We start from the raw sequence: 19,110 nt of genomic DNA on the forward strand, positions 1-19,110 counted from the left end.
CGTTACATCAAAGTGCGTACTATTCTTTTTGACTATGAGTGTCTAGAATAGGGGTTGTTAGTCAAACCAAGCCTATGAGGAGTGAACGATAAATGAAATTGCAATTAGCGTTAGACCTTGTTGATATTCCGGGAGCCATTGAAGTCGTGAAGCAAGTGGAGCCTTTTGTTGATGTAGTGGAAATTGGCACGCCGATCGTGATTAACGAAGGTTTGCATGCGGTTAAGGCGCTTAAGGAGGCTTTTCCTAACCTGACTGTCCTTGCGGATTTGAAAATCATGGATGCAGGCGGCTATGAAGTTATGAAGGCTGCTGAAGCCGGCGCGGATATCGTGACGATCCTAGGCGTAGCAGAGGACGCGAGCATCAAGGGCGCTGTTGAAGAAGCCAAAAAACAAGGGAAACAAATTTTGGTCGATATGATTGCCGTAAAAAATCTAGCTGAGCGCGCTGCACAGGTTGATTCGTTTGGCGTTGATTACATCTGCGTGCATACAGGCTACGATCTTCAAGCGGAAGGACAAAACTCCTTCGAGGATCTTCGTACGATCAAAGCCGTTGTCAAAAATGCGAAGGTAGCCGTAGCTGGCGGGATCAAGCTAAGCACGTTGCCCGAGGTTATTGCTGTGGCGCCTGATCTAATTATCGTTGGCGGAGGCATTACCGGACAAGCGGACATCAAAGCAGCGGCATCTGAAATGCAGCAATTGATCAAGCAGGGTTAAGGATGATGCCAAGCAATCATACTTTGTCTGCAGTATTGAATGAGCTAAATCAGGCAGCGGATCAGCTTTCGGAAGACCAGCTTGTGCAGTTGGCTGAATCGATCAGCTCGGCTGGACGCGTATTCGTGGCCGGGGCAGGACGCTCCGGGCTGATGATGCGGGCGTTCGCCATGCGGCTCATGCATCTGGGGCTCGACGTCTATGTCGTAGGCGAGACGGTTACCCGAAGCTTGCGCGAGGGTGATTTGCTCCTGATCGGCTCCGGTTCAGGCGAGACAAAGTCGCTTGTGCCGATGGCGGAGAAGGCTCGAAGCCTTGAAGCGAAGGTAGGCGCATTGACGCTCTCGCAAGCCTCGACAATCGGCGGGTTAGCGGATATCGTGGTGAAGCTGCCGGGAGCGCCAAAGGATCGGGCGGGCGAAGCGGCCACAACGATCCAGCCGATGGGCTCGCTGTTTGAGCAAATGCTGCTGCTTGTATGCGATGCTGTTATTTTGCGGCTAATGGAGAAGCAGGAGCTAAGCGGCAATGCGATGTATGGCAATCATGCGAATTTGGAATAATCGGTCATAGACGCTGAAGAGACGATGCCTGAGGTTGGTCAGAATGACCGCGGGCACGTCTCTTTTTTTCTGAGCGTGCTGGCTGGCGAGTTTGCAAGCGGCAATAAGGTGCTGCGGCTGCGCGATAAGGTGATTAGCCTTGTCGTGCAGTTTTTTTCTGTTATGGAGAAGGTTTAAATGGAGGCGACATAGAGGGAATAGAGCGATCATGTGGAGTTTGGCGCGCTGCGTTGCAGTTTGTGCAATAGAATCGTTCGCAGAGTTGGATTGGCTGCTGCACAAACGGCAACGTAAAATGGCTGAGTTTTTTGCCGCGAATTGTTGTTGACCAAAATGACAATATTTGTGGTAATATCAGAGGAAAGTTTTTTTCGAGAGAACCGAAGAAAATCGATATGCATATTAATGCAATCGTTTGCATAAATGCTGGAGGAGGAAGCAATCTGTATCAATCTTATATTTTTGACTTATACGGAACGCTAGTTGATATCAAAACGGATGAGGAAAGTCCGCAGCTTTGGAAGAGCATGGCCTTATATTTTCGCTATAACGGGATGACGGTGTCGAAAAAAGCGCTGCAAGCGCTTATACTTAGCGAAGTCGAGCAGCATATGGCAGAAGGCCGCAAGTTTTGCGAGTTTCCCGACTTCGTGATGGAGGATGTGCTGGCTGATGTAGTCCGGAAGCTAAAGGGAAATGCCACTGAGGCATGGCTGCAAGAGGCGGTACGTTGGTTCCGCATATTGTCGATGCGCAAGCTGGCGCTGTATGACGGAACCATCGATGTTCTCACGGGTCTAAAAAACAAAGGCAAAAGCATCTACCTTCTATCCAATGGACAGAAAACGTTTATTGAGATGGAGCTGAACTCGCTCGGTATTTATGACTATTTTGACGGGATTGCCATATCATCGGTTGCCCGCGTAAGCAAGCCCGATCCTCTTTTCTATTCGTATTTATGCGAGCGGCACCATATTGATTTGTCGACGGCGCTTATGATTGGGAACGATCCCCGTACGGATATGGAAGGCGCGCGCCTTGTTGGCATCGACGGCTGTTACCTGCATACGGAAACTTCGCCAGCCAATATGGCTGTGGAAAGCAAATGGCGAATATGCGACGGCGACCTGCGTAAGATTCCAGGCTGGCGATAATAGGGCACGCGGCGTTGCAGCAAGCACGGATAAGCAAACTGCAAAGTAAAAAGCTGAAATTAAAGCATCCAACCGCAAACGAACTTATTTGGCCTTAAAAATACCGCGATAAGGGCGCCTAATCGTTCAGCGAAGCGGTATGCTATCTCCCCAAAAAGCCCGGCTCGCGATGGCTGGAATCGCTTTTGCCCACTCGCAAGAGAGGCTCGATCGCAAAGGCGATGCGGAAGCGGAGGCTGGCAACGGGATCCTTGAGCTTTATGCACATCAGCTTCTCGCATTTGTCTAAACGGTAGATAACGGTATTGCGATGTACAAAAAGCTGCCTGGACGTCTCGACGAGCTGGCACTGGGTATCGTAATAAATATTCAGCGTGCGCATCAGCTCTTTTTGCTCGTTTTCATCCGCCCCAGAGAAGCATTGGAACGTTTCCTCGTAAAACTGCTTCAGCTCGTCATAAGGAATCATCCGGAACAGATAGCTGATATCCTTGGATTGATACGATTGAATAAACCTCGTTTTTTTCATTTGATAGCCGATTTGCAGCGCTTTGACCGCCTCGTTGTAGGAGAGCCCGATGTCGAGCACATTCGTAACGGGATTGCCGATGCCAAGCGAAATGCTGAGCTGGGATTGCTCGTGAAGCTGATCCGACATGGCGGCGAGCTGCTTCAAAAACGCGCTCTCTTCCCACTTGGGCTCTTGAATGAACAACAGCATGCCGAACAAATCATTTTTCGTAAACATGACAAAGTCTGCACCGAGCTGCAGGAAATGGCGCTTAATCAGCTCATATTGCACGTCTCGCTCGGAAATTAACCGCTCATCGGCAGATGCAGCGTTTTTTGTCATGCCTCCCCTTAAGCCTGTTTGCTCGTCCTTGCGCGCGGCTAATAGCAGCCATGTGCCCTGCGGCTTGAGGCCGTACTTTTTGCCGCGATGAAGCGCTTCGTGTTCGGAGCCAATAAAGCCATCGATCAAATCGGAGAAAAACTCGTTTTTATAGCGGCGTGACCGCTCCTTAACCGCCTGTCGCTTGGTCATCTCCATGCCAATAACATTGGAGGCCTGCTCGAGCGTTAAGCCATACTGGTTGGATGCCGCCTGCTTGGGCTGGAAGGCGATGAGATACCCCTCGTGCCGATAGGTGAATATGGGATACAGCTCGATATGGCGATATTTTCGAAGCGCTTCATCAAGCAAACAGAGCTGTGCCGGGGCTTGAATGGCGGGAATACCACGTAACACCGACTCCGCGGCAGAGATAAGCGATTGCATGCTTGGCTGCATGAAATGATGGGAGTGGGCGGTAACCTGCAGCTTGCTGCTTAACAGCAGTATGGGAGAGGACAGAAGCTGCGTAAGCGCGGTAATAATCTCCGGGATACCGTTACCTTTCATAATCATCGCCGAGAACTGCTTATGGATCGTTAGCGAGTACTGTAATTCATCGTTTCTGTTATCCAAAATAACGCTAGTCGAGCGCTGCAAAATTTCCCCGAGCGAATGCTCCACCGAAGAAATCTCGATAATCGGAAAATGAATCCGATTCGCCTCATCCATGACCTCCTGCGGAATGTCGAGCGCAAACCGTCTTGTTTTGACTGCCAGGCCCGAGCATTTGAGCTGATCCATCTTGGTCATAAGCTCAAGAAGCGCGCCGGGATTCTCCTTCATAAAATAGCCGTTCGTGAGCAGCAGCTCGCCTGGCCGCAAGAAATGAATGATGTCGGGAGCATCCATAATGTTAACGGTTTGAACGGTGCGCGATAAGCCGCTGTGGCCGGCAATAATTTGCGATTTGGCAAATATGGCGTTGGAAAGCAATTGCTCAAGCAGCATGGTTGTCCATCCTTTCAATCATTATGATGATATAAAAATTAACACCGATTAAAGCTGCTGTAAAGAGTATGCTGGACGAATGATCCAAACGTAATAGGAACCTTTGGACTTATCGAACAATGACAGCGAGTCTGCGAGCAGTTATGATTTTTTCAAGGGAATCAATGTTAGATAACATCACATAAACGTGAGGGCGCACTGGATGATAGTTTCCGTCCTAAGCCGAATATCAAAATGCTTAATCAGAGGTGAGAGCTATGCTGGATTTACTCCTTACACAGGTACGGCTGCAAAAGGAAACAAGGCTCATGGACGTCGGCATACGGCAGGGGACGATCGTATACCTTGCGCCGAGCGGCGGCGAGCATTTGCCAGAAGCGCATAGGATCCAGCAAGGCAATGGGGGGATGCTGCTCCCGGGATTTGTAGAGCCGCATATTCATTTGGATAAGGCGTACCTGCTATCGCGGATGGAGCAGGAGGCGGCATCCTTGCAGGATGCGATCCGGATGACCGCCGATATGAAGCAAGGCTTCACCAAAGAGGATATGTCGGCGCGTTCCATGGCGGTCATACGCGAAGCGGTCCGCAGCGGGGTCACCCATATGCGCTGCCATGCGGAGGTTGATCCGATTTTGGGCTTATCCGCATTCGAGGCTGCCCTTGAGCTGAAAGAGAAGGTGAAGCACGCGCTCGATTTGCAAATCGTCGTATTTCCGCAGGAGGGCATCAGCAAAAGCGCTGGTACGGCCGAGCTTATGGAGGAGGCGATGCGGCTTGGCGGCGATGTCGTGGGCGGCATTACGTATCAGGATTTGGACTTATCCGCTCATTTGCAGTTCGTGTTCGATCTGGCGGACAAATACGGCAAGCCGATCGACTTCCACGCTGACTTCTCAGACAACCCCGAGCAGCTGGCGATCGCTGAGATTGCACGAAGAACGATCGCGGCAGGCATGCAAGGGCAAGTGTCGGCGGGGCATGTAACCTCGTTAGGTTCGCTCGAGCGTGGGCAAGCGGCTAAGGCAGCCGAGCTGATCAAGGAAGCCGATCTTCATATTATGAGCCTGCCGGCTACCGATTTGTTCATTAACGGCAGGGGCGATCAGGAGAAGCAGCGGCGAGGGCTTGCGCCGATCAGCTTGCTGCGGGAGAAAGGCGTGAACGTTGTCATCGGCGTCAACAACGTGCGCAACCCGTTTACGCCGTTTGGCAAAGCGGACCCGCTTGAGACGGCTTGGCTGCTTGCGGTTACCGCTTATATGGGAGGCGAAGCCGACGCTCGCCAATTGATAGAGATGCTGACGGATGGAGCGGCAAGGGCGCTAGGCATTCAGCATTACGGGCTGCAAATAGGGGCGCAAGCGGATATGGTGCTGTTCGCGGTAGCGTCCGAGCGCGACATTTTGCTGGATAAGCCAGAGCAGAGAACGGTATGGAAGCGTGGCGTTAAAGTAGCGGAGACGCATGTTGCGAGCAGCTTGCAAGGGCTTTTATAAAAGACCAAATAGAGGAGTGGGTTTTGAGATGAGAGAGCATTCGGGGAAAAAATGGACGTTAGGATTGCTGGTTATTGTCATGACGTGGGTGCTGGCGGCTTGTGGCGGCGGCAATAACGATGCGAAGTCAACGGCAGCGAATGCGCCTGCTGCCAGTGAAGGCGCCGAAAGCAAGAAACCGATTCTGATCGGGATGTCTACGGAAGCGACAGGCGATAACGCGATGAACTCGGTCAATCTCTACCAAGGCGTGCAAGTGGCGGTTGATCAGGTGAATGCGAAAGGCGGCATCGACGGCCGTCTAGTCGAGCTTGTCGTGCGCGATACGGAGCAAAATCCGACGCGCGGCATCAGCATCATTCGTGATTTTAGCCAGAAGGAGAAAGTGCTTGCCGCTATCGGCGGCTTTCACAGCACGGTTATGCTGGCGCAATCCCCAATCATTATGGAGGAAAAGTTCCCGTTTATGGTTGCGACCTCGAACGTTCCAGCTTCGGTTGAATCCGGCATGCCTTGGACGTTCGGCGTACGGATGAATGCGAACATTACGGCGCAGTATGCGCTCAAGTTCATCAAAGAACATTTTAAAACGACAAATATTGCGGTACTGCACGAGAATGGCGGATATGGCAAGGGCGCTGCGGCAGCGATGACCAAGGTACTGGAAGCGGAAGAGCTGAAGCCGGTAGCGGTGGAGTCTTTTGATAACGCGAAGGATAAGGATATGACGGCACAGGTAAACCGCGCGAAGGAAGCGGGAGCAGAGGTCATTTACTTGTTCGGCCAAGGCGCAGCGAATGGCTACGTGCTGCAAGCGATGGATAAGCTCGGCTGGAAGGTGCCGATTGTCGGCGAGAACGGCATGGCGAACAAAGGCGCACAAGAGGTAGGCAAGGAGCTGGCGGAAGGCACGTATGCGATTCAAACGGCTAACTTCAACGTGGACCAAACGCGCGAGACGGCAAAGGTGTTTTTGGCAGACTTTACGGCAAAATTCGGGCATATCCCTACGACCTTTGCATCTGCGGCACAAGGCTATGACGGCGCGATGATGCTGTTCCAAGCAATTGAGAAGGCAGGGCTCAGCGGTGATCTTGCGAAGGATCGCGAGGCAATCAAAAATACGCTGGAGACGAATCTGGGCACGTATAGCGGCGTGATTAAGGATTGGGAGCAAGCGTTCACGCCAGAAAATCACGATGCGGTTGATGTGAACTCGTACCTCATGTGCGTTTGGAAGGATGGCAAGCTCGTTATTTCCGACAAGCAATAAGTCACAATAAAGGAAAGAAGGATGGACATGTCGATTATACTTCAGCTCGTCATAAGCGGGCTTTCGGTTGGATGCCTATACGCCCTGATCGCGCTTGGCTACAGCTTGACGTTTGTAGTGAATGGGACGCTGAATATGTCGCAGGGACAGCTGGTCATGCTTGGCGGGGTGCTGATGTTCGGTTTTTCCGAGCTGCTGCACCTCCCCTTCTTCGCTTCTTTCGCGCTGGCCGCGCTCATCGTTGGGCTGTTGAATTTAGGAATTGAGCGGCTTGCGATCCGCAAGTTCGACAAGGGCGCCAATTCGATCGAGTGGGTGCTCAGCACGATTGCGGTCGGCATTATTATTCAAGACGTTGCCCTCTACATTAACGGCCCGGACGAGGGCGTAACGCCTTCCCCGGCGGGCGACCAGATGCTGCGGATCTTTGGAGCGGGCATCTATTGGAAGGAGTTTGTTTTTCTTCCGGTAGTCGGTGTATTGCTTCTGCTGCTTATTTTATTTTACAAAAAATCGCATTGGGGCTTATGGCTCCGGGCGACGGCGGACAACCGGACGGCTGTAGAGATTATGGGCGTCAGCAGCAACAAAATTGTGGCGGTCGCTTACGTGCTTAGCGGTCTGCTGGCCGGAATCGGCGGCGCTTTAATGTCTACTAATTACGCGGTTTCCGTCGATATCGGGCTGCCGCTCGGGCTTAAGGCAATATCGGTGGCAATTCTCGCGGGAGTGAACAATCCGAAGGGCATCGTTGCCGCGGGACTTATTTTGGGCATATCGGAAGCGTTCATCGGACAGTACATTTCGACGGCATTCCGGGAGATGTTCGTATACGGCTTAGTTATTCTTGTGCTGTATTGGAAGCCGATGGGTCTCTTTAATGCACGCAAAACTATCGTTAAAGTGTAATTTCGGATCGTCAGGGGGTGCGCAGATGAATCAACTTATAAGACTAAGCTTTGGCTATCGCGCGGCTGCGGGATGGATTGCCGGCCTTGCAGCGATAGGGCTGCTTGCCGCAGGGCCTTGGATGGTCGATACGTATTATTTGAATCTATTGTTTATGATCGGGATTTTTGTAATCACCTGCACGGGCATGAATATTTTGATCGGCTATTGCGGCATTGTCTCCATCGGGCATGCAGGGGTGATGGCGATTGGCGCGTATATGTCCTCCTTTCTCAGCACCAAGTATGGTTTATCCTTCTGGATCGTTGCTCTGGTGGGCATGCTTGTTTCGCTGCTGATTGGGAGCTTGATTGCGATCCCGACCATTAGGGCGGGCGGCGTTTACCTATCGATGATTACAATCGCCTTTGGCGTCGTGATTCATGAGGTGCTTATTCGGTGGGACGCCTTCTCGGGCGGCCCGCTAGGCATCTCTGGCATCGCGAAGCCGCAAGTCGGCGCTTATACATTCGATCTAAAGGGCATGTATTTGTTCGTGCTTGCCCTTGCCGTCATCGCGCTGCTGCTTGCACGCAACCTGCGCCGCTCCTCATGGGGCAGGGCGATGATCGCGACGAAGGAGAACGAAATTGCCGCAGCTTCGCTTGGCATTCGAAAGTTTACCGTACAGTACGCAGGGTTTGCGATAAGCTCTGTGCTGGCGGGTTTATCGGGCGCGATTTACGCGCATACGAATAGCTTTATCAGTCCGGATACGTATAACTTCCAAACGTCCGTGCAGCTGGTGCTTATCGTTATTTTAGGCGGTGCGGGGCGAGTGCTTGGCCCGGTCATCGGAGCGGCCATTATCGTATTTTTGCCTGAGGTACTCGATATGGAGAAGCTTCGGATGGCTTTGTACGGCGGTATTATGTTCACGGTGCTGTTCTTTCTGCCGAAAGGGATCGTCGGTACGCTTGCCGGCTTGCTCTCGCCGCGGCTGAGCAAGTTCGCCGGCAAGGACGATAGAAGGACACTAGCCATTTCTGGTCTTGAAAAAGGGTTATTCTCCGCATCCCTGCGAGCGGGGGAGAAGCATATGCTGGTGCTCGATGGCATCAATAAGCATTTTGGCGGGCTGCATGCGCTGAAGGACGTTAGTCTTACCGTGGCATCCGGCACGATCCATTCGCTGGTAGGGCCAAATGGCGCCGGTAAAACAACGCTGCTTAACGTCATCTCCGGGCTGTACAGCGCTGATCAAGGCTCGTTTGCGCTTCATGGGAAGACGCTGGTGCCGCGTTCGCTCTCTGCTGTTGCAGAGCTTGGCATTGCACGCACGTTCCAGCACTCCCGGTTATTCAAGGAGCTGTCCGTGCTTGAGAATGTGATGACCGGCATGACGAAACGCGAGCGCAGCGGGTTTGGATCGTCACTGCTTCGAACGCCTAAGCAGCTTCGTGCGGAGCGGGTCATGGAGGAACGCTCCCATGCGCTGCTGGATCTGATCGGCTATGAAGGTGACCGGCACATGCCGGCAAGCCAATTGCCTTACGGCCATCAGCGGATGGTGGAGATTGCCCGGGCGCTGGCGACCGCGCCAAGCCTGCTCCTGCTTGATGAGCCGGCGGCAGGCATGACGGCGGCTGAGATTGAGCAGCTGGAGGAGCTGCTTCGCAAGCTGGTTAAGCATGACATGACGGTCATTCTAATTGAACATCATATGGACTTCGTGCAGCGTGTCTCCGATACGGTTACGGTGCTCGATTTTGGCAAAATTATCGGTACCGGAAGTCCGGAGCAGATGCTAAGCGATCCACGAGTCATTCAGGCTTACCTGGGCGGAGAGGAGGTGGCTGCCAGTGCTGAGCATTAAAGGGCTAGACGTTCGATACGGGGCGATCCACGCGTTAAAAGGAGTAGACGTGGAGCTTCAAGAGGGCGAGATTGTAGCGGTCATCGGCTCGAACGGCGCTGGCAAGACGACGCTTCTCCAATCGGTGCTTGGCCTTGTTCGGCCAAACGCAGGCGTCATTGAGCTGGATGGCAAGCCAATCACCCATCTGTCTGCAAACAAAACGTCGAATCTTGGCGTATCGCTCGTACCGGAAGGGCGTGAGGTTTTCGGCACGCTGTCGGTTGTCGAAAATTTGCGTATGGGGCTAAAAAGAAAGATTGGCTCGGTTTCGAGGCAGCAGTTCGAGAAGGAGCTGGAGCTGGTGTTCGAACGATTTCCCCGTTTGCATGAGCGGCGAAACCAGCTTGCCTTCACGCTAAGCGGCGGCGAGCAGCAGATGCTGGTTTTATCGCGGGCGATGATCAGCAAACCAAAGCTGCTGCTGCTTGATGAGCCGTCCCTCGGTCTTGCGCCCATTATCGTGAACGAAATATTTGCTACTATAAAAGAGCTGGCCTATGACGGAACTTCGATATTGCTAGTTGAGCAGATGGCGCATAAAGCGCTGTCGATTGCGAAGCGCGGATACGTTGTAGATAATGGAAGCATCGCTTTGCATGGATCGTCCACTGCGCTTTTGAATGACGACCGTATGATTAAGGCTTATCTAGGAGCACATTAACAAAAAGTTGAAGCAGAGGGTGAAGAACGTGACCATCACAAAAATTAACCGAATTCGTATAAATGACAGCTTATTTGATCTCACGTTGGATGCAGAGAAGGGTATTATTTCACATATAGCGCCTAGCGACAAAAGCTCAGCCGGTGAATCGGCTGGAGTCAAGGATGCCGAAGGCTTGCTTTATTTGCCGGCAACGACCGATATGCATATCCATCTGGACAAACATTTTTTGGGCGAGCCTTGGAAGCCGCTGCAGCCGTTTATAACATTGCCCGGGCAATTAGCGTTTGAAAAAGCAATGCTAGCATCGCTGCCGACAACGGTATCCGAGCGAGCACGCCGGCTTATTGATCTGCTGCTCAGCCACGGCACGACCAAAATTCGGACACATGTGGACGTTGATCCGCAAATCGGCATTTCGCATTTGGAGCATGTGTTGCAGGTTCGTGAGGAGTATCGCGGCATCATGGAAATCGAGATCGTCGCATTCCCGCAGCAGGGATTGCTGCGATCGGATTCGCTGGGCGTTATGAAGGAAGCGCTGCGCGCGGGAGCCGAGTATGTTGGCGGCGTTGATCCGGCTGGACTTGATCGCCAGGTCGATCGCAGTCTGGAGACAATGTTTGAGCTAAGCGCGGAGTTTAATGCGGGCGTTGATCTCCATCTGCATGACCCCGGACATTTGGGCTTGTACACGATTAGCCGGTTCGCGGACTTAACGGTCCAAGCGGGCAAGGGCGGCAGAACGGCGGTCAGCCATGCTTATTGCTTGGGGCAAGTAACGGAGGCAGAGTCAGGAGAGTTGGCCAAGCAGCTGAAAGATAGCAATGTAGCGATTATAACGAGCGTTCCGCTCGATAGACCGATGCCGCGCGTCGACCAGCTAGTAGCCGAGGGAGTGCGCGTGCATGTCGGTTCGGATAATATTCTTGATGCGTGGAGCCCGTTTGGCAACGGGGACTTGCTTGCTAGAGGAGCGAAGCTTGCCGAGAAGTTCGGCTGGATACTAGATGAAGCGCTGCTGCAAACGTATTCGCTTATTTCAGCAGGCAAGCTTACGCCGGAGGCGGGCGACACGGCCAGCTTTATGCTCGTATCGGCGGTGAACACGAAACACGCCATGGCATCCGCACCTGTCCGCGAAGCTGCTTTCTCCAGCGGCAAGCTTGTAGGCGGCAAATGGGCAGAGGCGCTGCCAAAGGCTGACCATGCCGGCTTAATGATTTAAGCCGGCCGGCATGCTTGTTCATGCTGGGTTCATTTCTTTTCTATGATTGGCTTTCAAGCATAAAGCGATCATAGAGAGGGCGAAAAACCGTGAACCTATCATCTGTATCAAGCAGCAATTCATCTTACTCATCTAGACCAGCGGATACGTCTAGCCTGGAGAAGCAATTGACCAGCCTGCAGGCTGAGCTCAAAAAGGTGAATGACAGCAAAGACGACCAAGCAACAACAGAGAAGAAGGCTCAGGCCATTCAGCAGCAAATACAGCAGTTGCAGCAGGAGATTGCAAAGCAGAAAGCGAAAGCTGGCGCCGATGAAGCTAGTCGGCCAGAAGCTGCTTCGCGTGTTGGCACGCCTAAAGCGGTAACCGGTGCAGTCGCTAATTCAGACCGGACATTCGACGTTCGTGTATAAGACGTTAAGTAGGGGCTGGCGCTTGCCAGCCCTTTTTTGCATGGCTCAGGAGCTGGAATGAAATTATACCGTGGGTACGTTGGAAACGATTGACTTTTAAAAGGCGGCGGGCTAATATGTGCTTATAAAGATTGCATTTATCTAGCGGGGATGCGATTTTTTTGAGACATACTGTGCTTGGAACAAGCTCAGTTAATGAATGAGGGAGGAATCATAATGGATATCGTAACGATTGTACTGCAAGGCTTGCTTGGCTTAGCATTTTTAATGGCGGGAATCGGAAAGGTTGGCGGCTTGAAAATGCATGTCGATCACTTTAAGCTATGGGGCTTGCCGCAATGGTTTCGCGTCGTCACTGGCTTAGTTGAGTTAATCGGAGCCGCGGCGTTAATTCTTGGCATTTGGGAGCCTAGCTGGGCTGCTGCAGGCAGCTTGCTGCTCGGCGTAACGATGATTGGCGCTATTCTTGTTCATATTCGCCTGAAGGACAAAGCGAAGGAAACGATGCCATCCGTCGTGTTATTTATCCTTGCTGCCGTTATATTCATCATTCAATACGGAGAACTGGCGCAGTTCCCGGGTTTCAATAAGGGATAAGCGTAATGGCATAGGGTACCGGAAAAAGGGATGACTAGCGGATGCGGTTGCCATGCCATTTGACACGAAACCTAAAGGTGTCATATAATAGCGATGTGAAACCAAAAGGTTTCGTATTATCGCAATTAGACGGCACGGAAACATAAAATGGAGGTCATCAAATGGGAACCAATAATACGCAAGAGACTTTGCCGGATATCCGACAAACGATTGTACTTAACGCGCCGATTCAAAAGGTATGGGATGCGGTGGCGACATCTGACGGCATCGCAGCATGGTTTATGCCAAATGATTTTCAGCCTGAGCTTGGCTACGAGTTTCATCTAGAGGCAGGGCCATTCGGGAAATCACCATGCAAGGTAACGGAGCTTGATCCTCCCAACCGTCTCACTTTTGCATGGGGCAAGGATTGGTCATTAACATTCGAGCTTATCGCTTTGGAAGGCAAAACAGAATTTACGCTTATCCATGCAGGTTGGGATGCAGCCAAGGTTACTGAATTCGGGCAGCCGCATGGTGAGATTCGCAAGCATATGTCGGAAGGCTGGACCGGTCTTGTGGGAAGACTCGGCAAGCATGTAGAGGCCTAAGATGGCAGATGCCGCACCAAAGCATGATGTGTTTCAGGCCATTGCCGATCCGACCAGGCGGAAGCTGCTGCATCTTCTTGGCGACGAGGAGCTGCCGGTCACCGTTATAAGCGGGCATTTTACGATGAGCCGCACGGCGGTATCGAAGCATTTGCGCGTATTGGCGGATGCCGGGCTAGTCAAGGATCGCAAGGTTGGACGGGAAACGCGCTACCGGCTGGACCCGGAGCCGCTGCTTGAACTCAAGCGATGGCTCGCCTATTACGAGCGTTATTGGGAAAATAAATTATTTGCACTTAAACGTTTTGTCGAAGCGGATGAGGATGCCGAAGGCGTTGAATCATTTGGCCTGCTCTCGTTGGCAGATCGTGATCGGGATTCAAGCGATTAGGTGAGATATCCTTTTGCAAATCAAGCAGGAGTAGTCTTGCAAGGCTGTTAGCCTTGAAGGGCGGCTCCTGCTTTTTTTTGTCGGTTAAAGGCGTAGAAAATAGACGCAACGGAGGCTGTTGTGGAGCATGCTATTGAGATAGAAATCTCTTGGCGATAAATGGTAAACTTGGTTTTGGGATTGAAAACTAGTTGGAGGTGTAGATAAGCTGAGTTTTCAAAAGAGTCGCATGATTGCAATAGGAACAGTTGTTATAACGATTATTTTGTTTGTGCTGGACGGTTTCTTTGTTCATTATGGTCATTGGTTCGATAATTTTGGCATTTTAGCTACGTTTATCATTCCGCCAATCGGTATCGTTTTCGCTATCCTAGCACTAAGAAAGACAGATTCGAATACGGATTTATGGCTTGTCATGCTCAATATTTTCGCTTTTTTCTTATATTTCGTTTTTATGCTCTTCGGAACGTTATTATTTGGTCCGTGAGGAAGCTTTCTAGTGCATACATCCGACCAAACGCAGATGCCATCCAAATTTGCCGAAGGAGCGATTGAAGCTAGCTTAGCAAACTTAACGGGAAAAACTCCCGTTAATATAACAAATTTCGAGCGGGAATCAGTAGTTAGCTGGATATTTTCCTGTTATTTCATATGTGAGGACGCTGTTCTACGAAATTCACGACTCCGATTAAACGAAAACGAGCCTTAGAAGCGACGCTTCTGAAGGCTCGTTCTTGTTTGTCATTCATCGCAGCAGCGATAGGTCGAAGCTTGGCACTAGGCCTTCGTCTGCCGCGCGGCCAAGTAGAGCGGTAATCGCGGCGTAACCATCGTCGCCTAGGTTCGCTGTAAATTCATTGACGTAGAGATCGATATGCGCCTGAGCCACCTCTGGCGAGAGCTCTTGGGCGTGCATCATAATATAAGCTTGGGATTCCTCAGGGTGCGTCCACGCATAGTCGACGGATGCGCGGATCCAATCGGTAATCGCATCCGTATCCAGCGAGCGGCGGGCTATGATTGCCCCTAGCGGGATAGGCAGGCCCGTATCGGACTCCCACCAGCTTCCCAGATCCGTGAGCATGCTGAGTCCATAGGATGGATAAGTAAACCGGGCCTCATGAATAACGAGCCCGGCATCGATCTGGCCATCTCGCACGGCAGGCATGATCTCGTGGAAAGGCATGACGACAATTTCGCCAACGCCGCCTGGTACATGGCGGGCAGCCCACAAGCGGAACAAAAGATAGGCGGTTGAGCGTTCGCTAGGAACCGCTACCCGTTTGCCGGAAAGAGCAGCGGGATTGCTTGCTCCTTCCTCGCTGCTGTTCGTTAGTACGAGCGGGCCGCAGCCTCTGCCGAGCGCGCCGCCGCAAGGCAGCAGCTTGTAATCGTCTAAAACCCAAGGAAGGGCTGCATATGAAATTTTCATCACTTCGGGGCCTTTGGATTTGGCGGCCCAATTATTCGTAATGTCGATGTCCGCATAGGTTACATCCAGTTCGGGTGCGCCGGGGATAAGTCCGTGCGCCCAAGCGTGGAAGACAAATGTATCATTCGGGCATGGTGAGTAAGCAATATTCATTGTAATACCTCCCGTATAGCTTTACTTGCTGCTTCTAATGCAGCTAATGCTTCGCCTATTCGCCACGCGGCGCGATCACGCGGGCCAACCGCGTTCGAGATCGCCCGGATTTCGGCGACAGGGATGCCGAGGCTGGAGGCGGCGACTGCAACGCCGTGCCCCTCCATTCCTTCGGCTGCAGCGCCGCTAATCCTCTCTTCGAGCGCAGCGGTAGTCTCAGCGGAGCCGGTTGCCGTCGTGACGGTCAGAATAGCGCCGCTGCTAACCGGTAAACCAGCCGATTCAATGGCTTCAAGCAGACGCTTATTCCAATCGGCGCTTGCGGTAACGTAAGCCGACCCGAATCCGAGCTCGTCTACGCTGAGAAACCCGTCCGGCGTTTCCGCCCCTAAGTCGGCGGCAACGATAAGATCGGCAACGACAAGCGAGCCGATCGCAGCTCTTTGGACAAAGCCGCCGCCGATTCCGGCGCTTATGGCGAGGCGGTAATCGGCAGCTGATTTGGCAAGCGCAAAGGCAGTGCCTGCTGCCGCAGCTGCCACGCCTACGCCAGCCGCAATGACGTCAACGCCTGCTAGCCCTTGCAGTCCGCGAAGGACGGCATCCCGCTCAGCGTCAACAGCGGTAACGATCAAAACACGCCGTTCGCGTTCATGAGACATGTGGACAGAATCATTATGTGAATGTGATGGCATCATTCCGTAATCTCCTTTTGTAACCTATCAGCTTGCATTTATCTATCGTATCACTCGCTAGATTGCGGATGCAAATGACGTTAGCCGATCGTGATTTTGCCTTCAGGGTAACGATACAGCTCTTTCTTCGATCGCGTATTGAGCGCGAAAGCGAGCGTAACCGGTCCTAAACGTCCGACGAACATAAGCAATATAATGATGATTTTGCCTGCCTCGCTCAGATGATTCGTTAAGCCTGCCGACATGCCCACCGTACAATAAGCAGACGTTGCTTCAAATAGGATAGCCAAAAACGAGCCTGTCTCGGTTATGGAGAGCAGCATGGTCGCCCCGCAAATAATCGAGAAGGCAATCATCGTAAACATAATCGCCTGATGAATTTGCTGCTTGGCAATGCGGTAACGGAACAGGACGACGTCGTCTTTTCCGCGAATCATCGCAATAATCGCCCCGATGAGGATCGCGAAGGTCGTCACACGTATGCCGCCGCCTGTAGAGCCCGGACCTGCACCGATAAACATTAGCAGGATAAGGAAGAACTGCGTAACCTCTCTCAGCATGCTCGGATCGACAGTGCTTAGACCGGCAGAACGGGCAGTAACCGACTGAAATAACGAGCTCAAAATTTTGCCGATGCCGGATAACGACTGGAGCGTGTTCGGATTGGAAAACTCCAGCGCAAAAATAACGATCGCGCCAAAAGCAGTAAGGAAACCCGTTACGGATAATACGACTTTACTATGTAAGCTGAACTTTCTGTTTTTTGGAAAGGTTACGATCTCGGATATGACGATGAAGCCAATCCCCCCGAAGAAGATCAGCAGCATCGATACGATATTGACGAACGGGTCCTCTACGTAATGAATGAGACTGCTTGCCCTGTCCGGAAATTGGGAGAACAAATCAAAGCCCGCATTATTAAAGAACGAAATGCTATGGAATATGCCAAAATATATCGACTTCCCGATCGGCATTTCCAGCATGAAATAGCTGCTTAGCAATATGGCTCCCGAGAGCTCGATGACTAGGGCATAGATCAACACCTTGCGGATTAGGCGCACAATGCCTTCGGTTGAGCCATAGTTCATCGATTCTTGAAGCACAAGCCGCTCGCGAAACGAAATCCGTTTACGGAACAGAAGCGCAAATAAGGTCGCCATCGTCATAAATCCCAGACCGCCGACTTGGGCGAGTACGATAATAACGACTTGACCAAAGGTGGAGAAATGCTCGCCCGTGCTAAGGACGGTAAGGCCTGTGACGCAAGTGGCGCTGGCAGACATAAACAACGCGTCTATATAGGAAATGGATCTTTCATCGGTAAACGCGATTGGCCGTGATAGCAGTTGAGCGCCAATAAAGATGATTAAAATAAAGCCGAAGGTCATCACCTGCGGCGGACTTGGTCGGAAACGCAATTTGTTGCGCAGGGAAGCTATCTTTAGCATAGCATCAACTCCACCTATCTCTTTCGTGCTAGTATGGTTATTTTTCTTCGTTTGCATGTACTTGGTCGTCCGTTGCAAGATGGACGGCGTTCCGTCCGCTATGCTTGGAACGATAGAGGGCGATATCCGCCTCGCTTAGCAGCACTTCCAGCGGCACATCCGCCGATTTGGCCTGCGCAACCCCGAAGCTGGCCGTAATCGTAATCGCTTTGGCAGAGCTGTACAACGGATTGCCGGCTATTTCCATGCGAAGCTTCTCCGCGGCTTGTCCGCCGTCGGCAAGAGTTGCTCCCGGCAGGCAGATGGCGAATTCCTCTCCGCCGTAGCGTCCAAGCAGTGCGCTGCCCGGCAGCGTTTGTTGGCAAATCGAGACGACATGCTGAAGGGCAAAATCACCGACGCTATGGCCATAGCGGTCATTGATCTGTTTGAAATAATCGATATCAAACAAGATAAAGGAGATCGGCTCACCCGTTTGATGGGCGGAGCTAAGCAGCTTCCTGCTTTTTTCCATAAAAAAAGTACGATTATAAATGGACGTCAGCCCGTCGATTTCGGCGAGATGGCGCAGCTTGTTCTGAAGCAGCGTATGCTCCGTCACGTCGATCATAACGATCGTTTTGCCTGCTAGCTGCCCGTTAGGCTTTAATAGGTTCGATGCTCTAATTCGGTAATAGTACGTTTCCCCGCCCCGTATCCACTTAAGCTCCTGCTCATGCAAAATGGAAGGGTCTACGCCAAACGAGAACGCGCCGGATTCGGCTCCGCGCTTCCATATGTCCTCAAGCCTCTGGCCGATTGCCGCGGGCGTCAGCGACGGAATGATTTGCGTGGCGGCTCCGTTGAAGTCCATAATCTGATTTTCTAAATTGAGCACCAGCACGCCGTCGCGCATACTCTCGAAGATATGCTCGCGCGCGATGGGTGCTACGGTTAAGAGCGACGTCGAGAAGATGGACACAAGGTACAGCGCTGACGTTATGCACATCAGAATCGGAACGGGATCCATCCCAAGCGGCGTAAGCCCTAGCACATAAGAGAGCGCACCCAGCATAGGGAGTGCGATACCGATGGCAAGCGTAATCAATTGTTTGCGATAGACTGCTTTCGTCTTCTTCCAATGGCGTGCCAAAATAAATAAGCTGGCGAACATCGATCCGGATGTATAGCTGCCATGGACGTAATACCAGAGGCCCGGCACCACGTCAACCATCGGCGTTGGCACATGCGGCCTCAAAATAAGCGCCTTATAGAACAGATGATGATAATCATTGGTCGTGACCATCAGCAGCGTGATGGCTGGAATGACGAACAACCCCCAAGTTTTTTTGGGAGCGATGAACTTATCAAGCCCAACGTAGTGCATAATCAGCAGCAAACTGCAGGGGGCGATAAATGGCATGCCGATATACTCGATATTTAACCAGAAACGGATTTCGCTAAGCGAATCGCTTGCCAGCTCGAAAGCAAAAGCAAAGGTATAAACGGCGGATAAAATAGTCGACCACATAAATACTTTCATGCCTGTGAAATTCGTCTTGTTGTAGTAAGCATATATGGCAAGCAGCACGCTAAGAACGCCGGAAATAACGACAATAATAATATACTGGGAAATAGGGGAATTAAAGGTCATCGGCAT

General features: G+C 51.8%; 20 protein-coding genes. 15 read left to right on the forward strand and 5 right to left on the reverse strand.

Translation table 11 applies throughout. The features are described 5' to 3' along the window. Positions 1-92: 92 nt before the first annotated feature. From hxlA to ADU23_RS09905, 4 genes are all read left to right on the forward strand, one after another. Positions 93-725, forward strand: coding sequence for a 3-hexulose-6-phosphate synthase (gene hxlA, locus ADU23_RS09895; protein ID WP_053373592.1), 633 nt, complete (start codon positions 93-95; stop codon positions 723-725). Between the two features lie 5 nt (positions 726-730). Further along, positions 731-1,288 carry a 6-phospho-3-hexuloisomerase gene (hxlB, locus tag ADU23_RS09900; RefSeq protein ID WP_053377556.1) on the forward strand — a complete coding sequence of 186 codons (558 nt, stop codon included), beginning with the start codon at positions 731-733 and terminating at the stop codon, positions 1,286-1,288. A 24-nt stretch (positions 1,289-1,312) separates the two neighbouring features. Continuing rightward, positions 1,313-1,465, forward strand: coding sequence for a hypothetical protein (locus ADU23_RS32720; RefSeq protein ID WP_157265706.1), 153 nt, complete (start codon positions 1,313-1,315; stop codon positions 1,463-1,465). A 218-nt stretch (positions 1,466-1,683) separates the two neighbouring features. Then, positions 1,684-2,442 (forward strand): HAD family hydrolase, encoded by a 759-nt coding sequence (locus ADU23_RS09905; RefSeq protein WP_231637348.1) that lies wholly within the window; start codon positions 1,684-1,686, stop codon positions 2,440-2,442. Between the two features lie 142 nt (positions 2,443-2,584). On the opposite strand, the gene ADU23_RS09910 is transcribed toward ADU23_RS09905, so the two are convergent. After that, positions 2,585-4,285 carry a PucR family transcriptional regulator gene (locus ADU23_RS09910; RefSeq protein WP_053373593.1) on the reverse strand — a complete coding sequence of 567 codons (1,701 nt, stop codon included), beginning with the start codon at positions 4,283-4,285 and terminating at the stop codon, positions 2,585-2,587. A gap of 257 nt (positions 4,286-4,542) precedes the next feature. Here ADU23_RS09910 and ADU23_RS09915 point away from each other — a divergent pair, with 257 nt between their 5' ends. From ADU23_RS09915 to ADU23_RS09965, 11 genes are all read left to right on the forward strand, one after another. Continuing rightward, on the forward strand, positions 4,543-5,784 hold the full coding sequence (locus ADU23_RS09915; protein ID WP_053373594.1) for an amidohydrolase family protein: 1,242 nt from the start codon (positions 4,543-4,545) through the stop codon (positions 5,782-5,784). Positions 5,785-5,812: 28 nt separating this feature from the next. After that, positions 5,813-7,057, forward strand: a complete 1,245-nt coding sequence (locus ADU23_RS09920; protein ID WP_053373595.1) for an ABC transporter substrate-binding protein — start codon at positions 5,813-5,815, stop codon at positions 7,055-7,057. A 27-nt stretch (positions 7,058-7,084) separates the two neighbouring features. Continuing rightward, entirely contained in the window at positions 7,085-7,966 is an 882-nt protein-coding gene (locus tag ADU23_RS09925; protein WP_053373596.1) for a branched-chain amino acid ABC transporter permease, read from the forward strand. Positions 7,967-7,991: 25 nt separating this feature from the next. Beyond that, positions 7,992-9,821: a branched-chain amino acid ABC transporter ATP-binding protein/permease gene (locus ADU23_RS09930; RefSeq protein WP_053373597.1), complete on the forward strand. Its 1,830-nt coding sequence runs from the start codon at positions 7,992-7,994 to the stop codon at positions 9,819-9,821. Then, positions 9,808-10,524, forward strand: coding sequence for an ABC transporter ATP-binding protein (locus tag ADU23_RS09935; protein ID WP_197286054.1), 717 nt, complete (start codon positions 9,808-9,810; stop codon positions 10,522-10,524). Before ADU23_RS09930 ends, ADU23_RS09935 begins: the two co-directional genes overlap by 14 nt. Before the next feature lie 28 nt (positions 10,525-10,552). Next, positions 10,553-11,752 (forward strand): amidohydrolase family protein, encoded by a 1,200-nt coding sequence (locus ADU23_RS09940; protein ID WP_082311051.1) that lies wholly within the window; start codon positions 10,553-10,555, stop codon positions 11,750-11,752. A gap of 89 nt (positions 11,753-11,841) precedes the next feature. Then, positions 11,842-12,165 carry a FlxA-like family protein gene (locus ADU23_RS09945; protein WP_063845978.1) on the forward strand — a complete coding sequence of 108 codons (324 nt, stop codon included), beginning with the start codon at positions 11,842-11,844 and terminating at the stop codon, positions 12,163-12,165. A 216-nt stretch (positions 12,166-12,381) separates the two neighbouring features. Beyond that, positions 12,382-12,762, forward strand: coding sequence for a DoxX family protein (locus tag ADU23_RS09950; protein ID WP_053373600.1), 381 nt, complete (start codon positions 12,382-12,384; stop codon positions 12,760-12,762). A 161-nt stretch (positions 12,763-12,923) separates the two neighbouring features. Continuing rightward, positions 12,924-13,352 (forward strand): SRPBCC family protein, encoded by a 429-nt coding sequence (locus ADU23_RS09955; RefSeq protein ID WP_053373601.1) that lies wholly within the window; start codon positions 12,924-12,926, stop codon positions 13,350-13,352. Position 13,353: 1 nt separating this feature from the next. Further along, positions 13,354-13,743, forward strand: coding sequence for an ArsR/SmtB family transcription factor (locus tag ADU23_RS09960; protein WP_053373602.1), 390 nt, complete (start codon positions 13,354-13,356; stop codon positions 13,741-13,743). 229 nt (positions 13,744-13,972) lie between these two features. Beyond that, positions 13,973-14,230: a hypothetical protein gene (locus tag ADU23_RS09965; protein WP_053373603.1), complete on the forward strand. Its 258-nt coding sequence runs from the start codon at positions 13,973-13,975 to the stop codon at positions 14,228-14,230. 258 nt (positions 14,231-14,488) lie between these two features. On the opposite strand, the gene ADU23_RS09970 is transcribed toward ADU23_RS09965, so the two are convergent. The 4 genes from ADU23_RS09970 to ADU23_RS09985 all read right to left on the reverse strand — a co-directional run bounded on the left by ADU23_RS09970 (position 14,489) and on the right by ADU23_RS09985 (position 19,104). Next, positions 14,489-15,328, reverse strand: coding sequence for a 1,4-dihydroxy-6-naphthoate synthase (locus ADU23_RS09970; RefSeq protein ID WP_053373604.1), 840 nt, complete (start codon positions 15,326-15,328; stop codon positions 14,489-14,491). Then, complete coding sequence (locus ADU23_RS09975; RefSeq protein WP_442950648.1) at positions 15,325-16,023, reverse strand: futalosine hydrolase; 699 nt, start codon at positions 16,021-16,023, stop codon at positions 15,325-15,327. The genes ADU23_RS09970 and ADU23_RS09975 overlap by 4 nt, the downstream gene beginning before the upstream one ends. An 80-nt stretch (positions 16,024-16,103) precedes the next feature. Continuing rightward, positions 16,104-17,471 (reverse strand): TrkH family potassium uptake protein, encoded by a 1,368-nt coding sequence (locus ADU23_RS09980; protein WP_053373605.1) that lies wholly within the window; start codon positions 17,469-17,471, stop codon positions 16,104-16,106. Between the two features lie 37 nt (positions 17,472-17,508). Continuing rightward, a complete protein-coding gene (locus ADU23_RS09985) occupies positions 17,509-19,104 on the reverse strand; it encodes a histidine kinase N-terminal 7TM domain-containing diguanylate cyclase (protein WP_063846174.1) in 1,596 nt (531 codons plus the stop codon). Between the last annotated feature and the right edge of the window lie 6 nt (positions 19,105-19,110).

This window comes from Paenibacillus sp. FJAT-27812, from assembly GCF_001273905.1.
Classification (GTDB): domain Bacteria; phylum Bacillota; class Bacilli; order Paenibacillales; family Paenibacillaceae; genus Pristimantibacillus.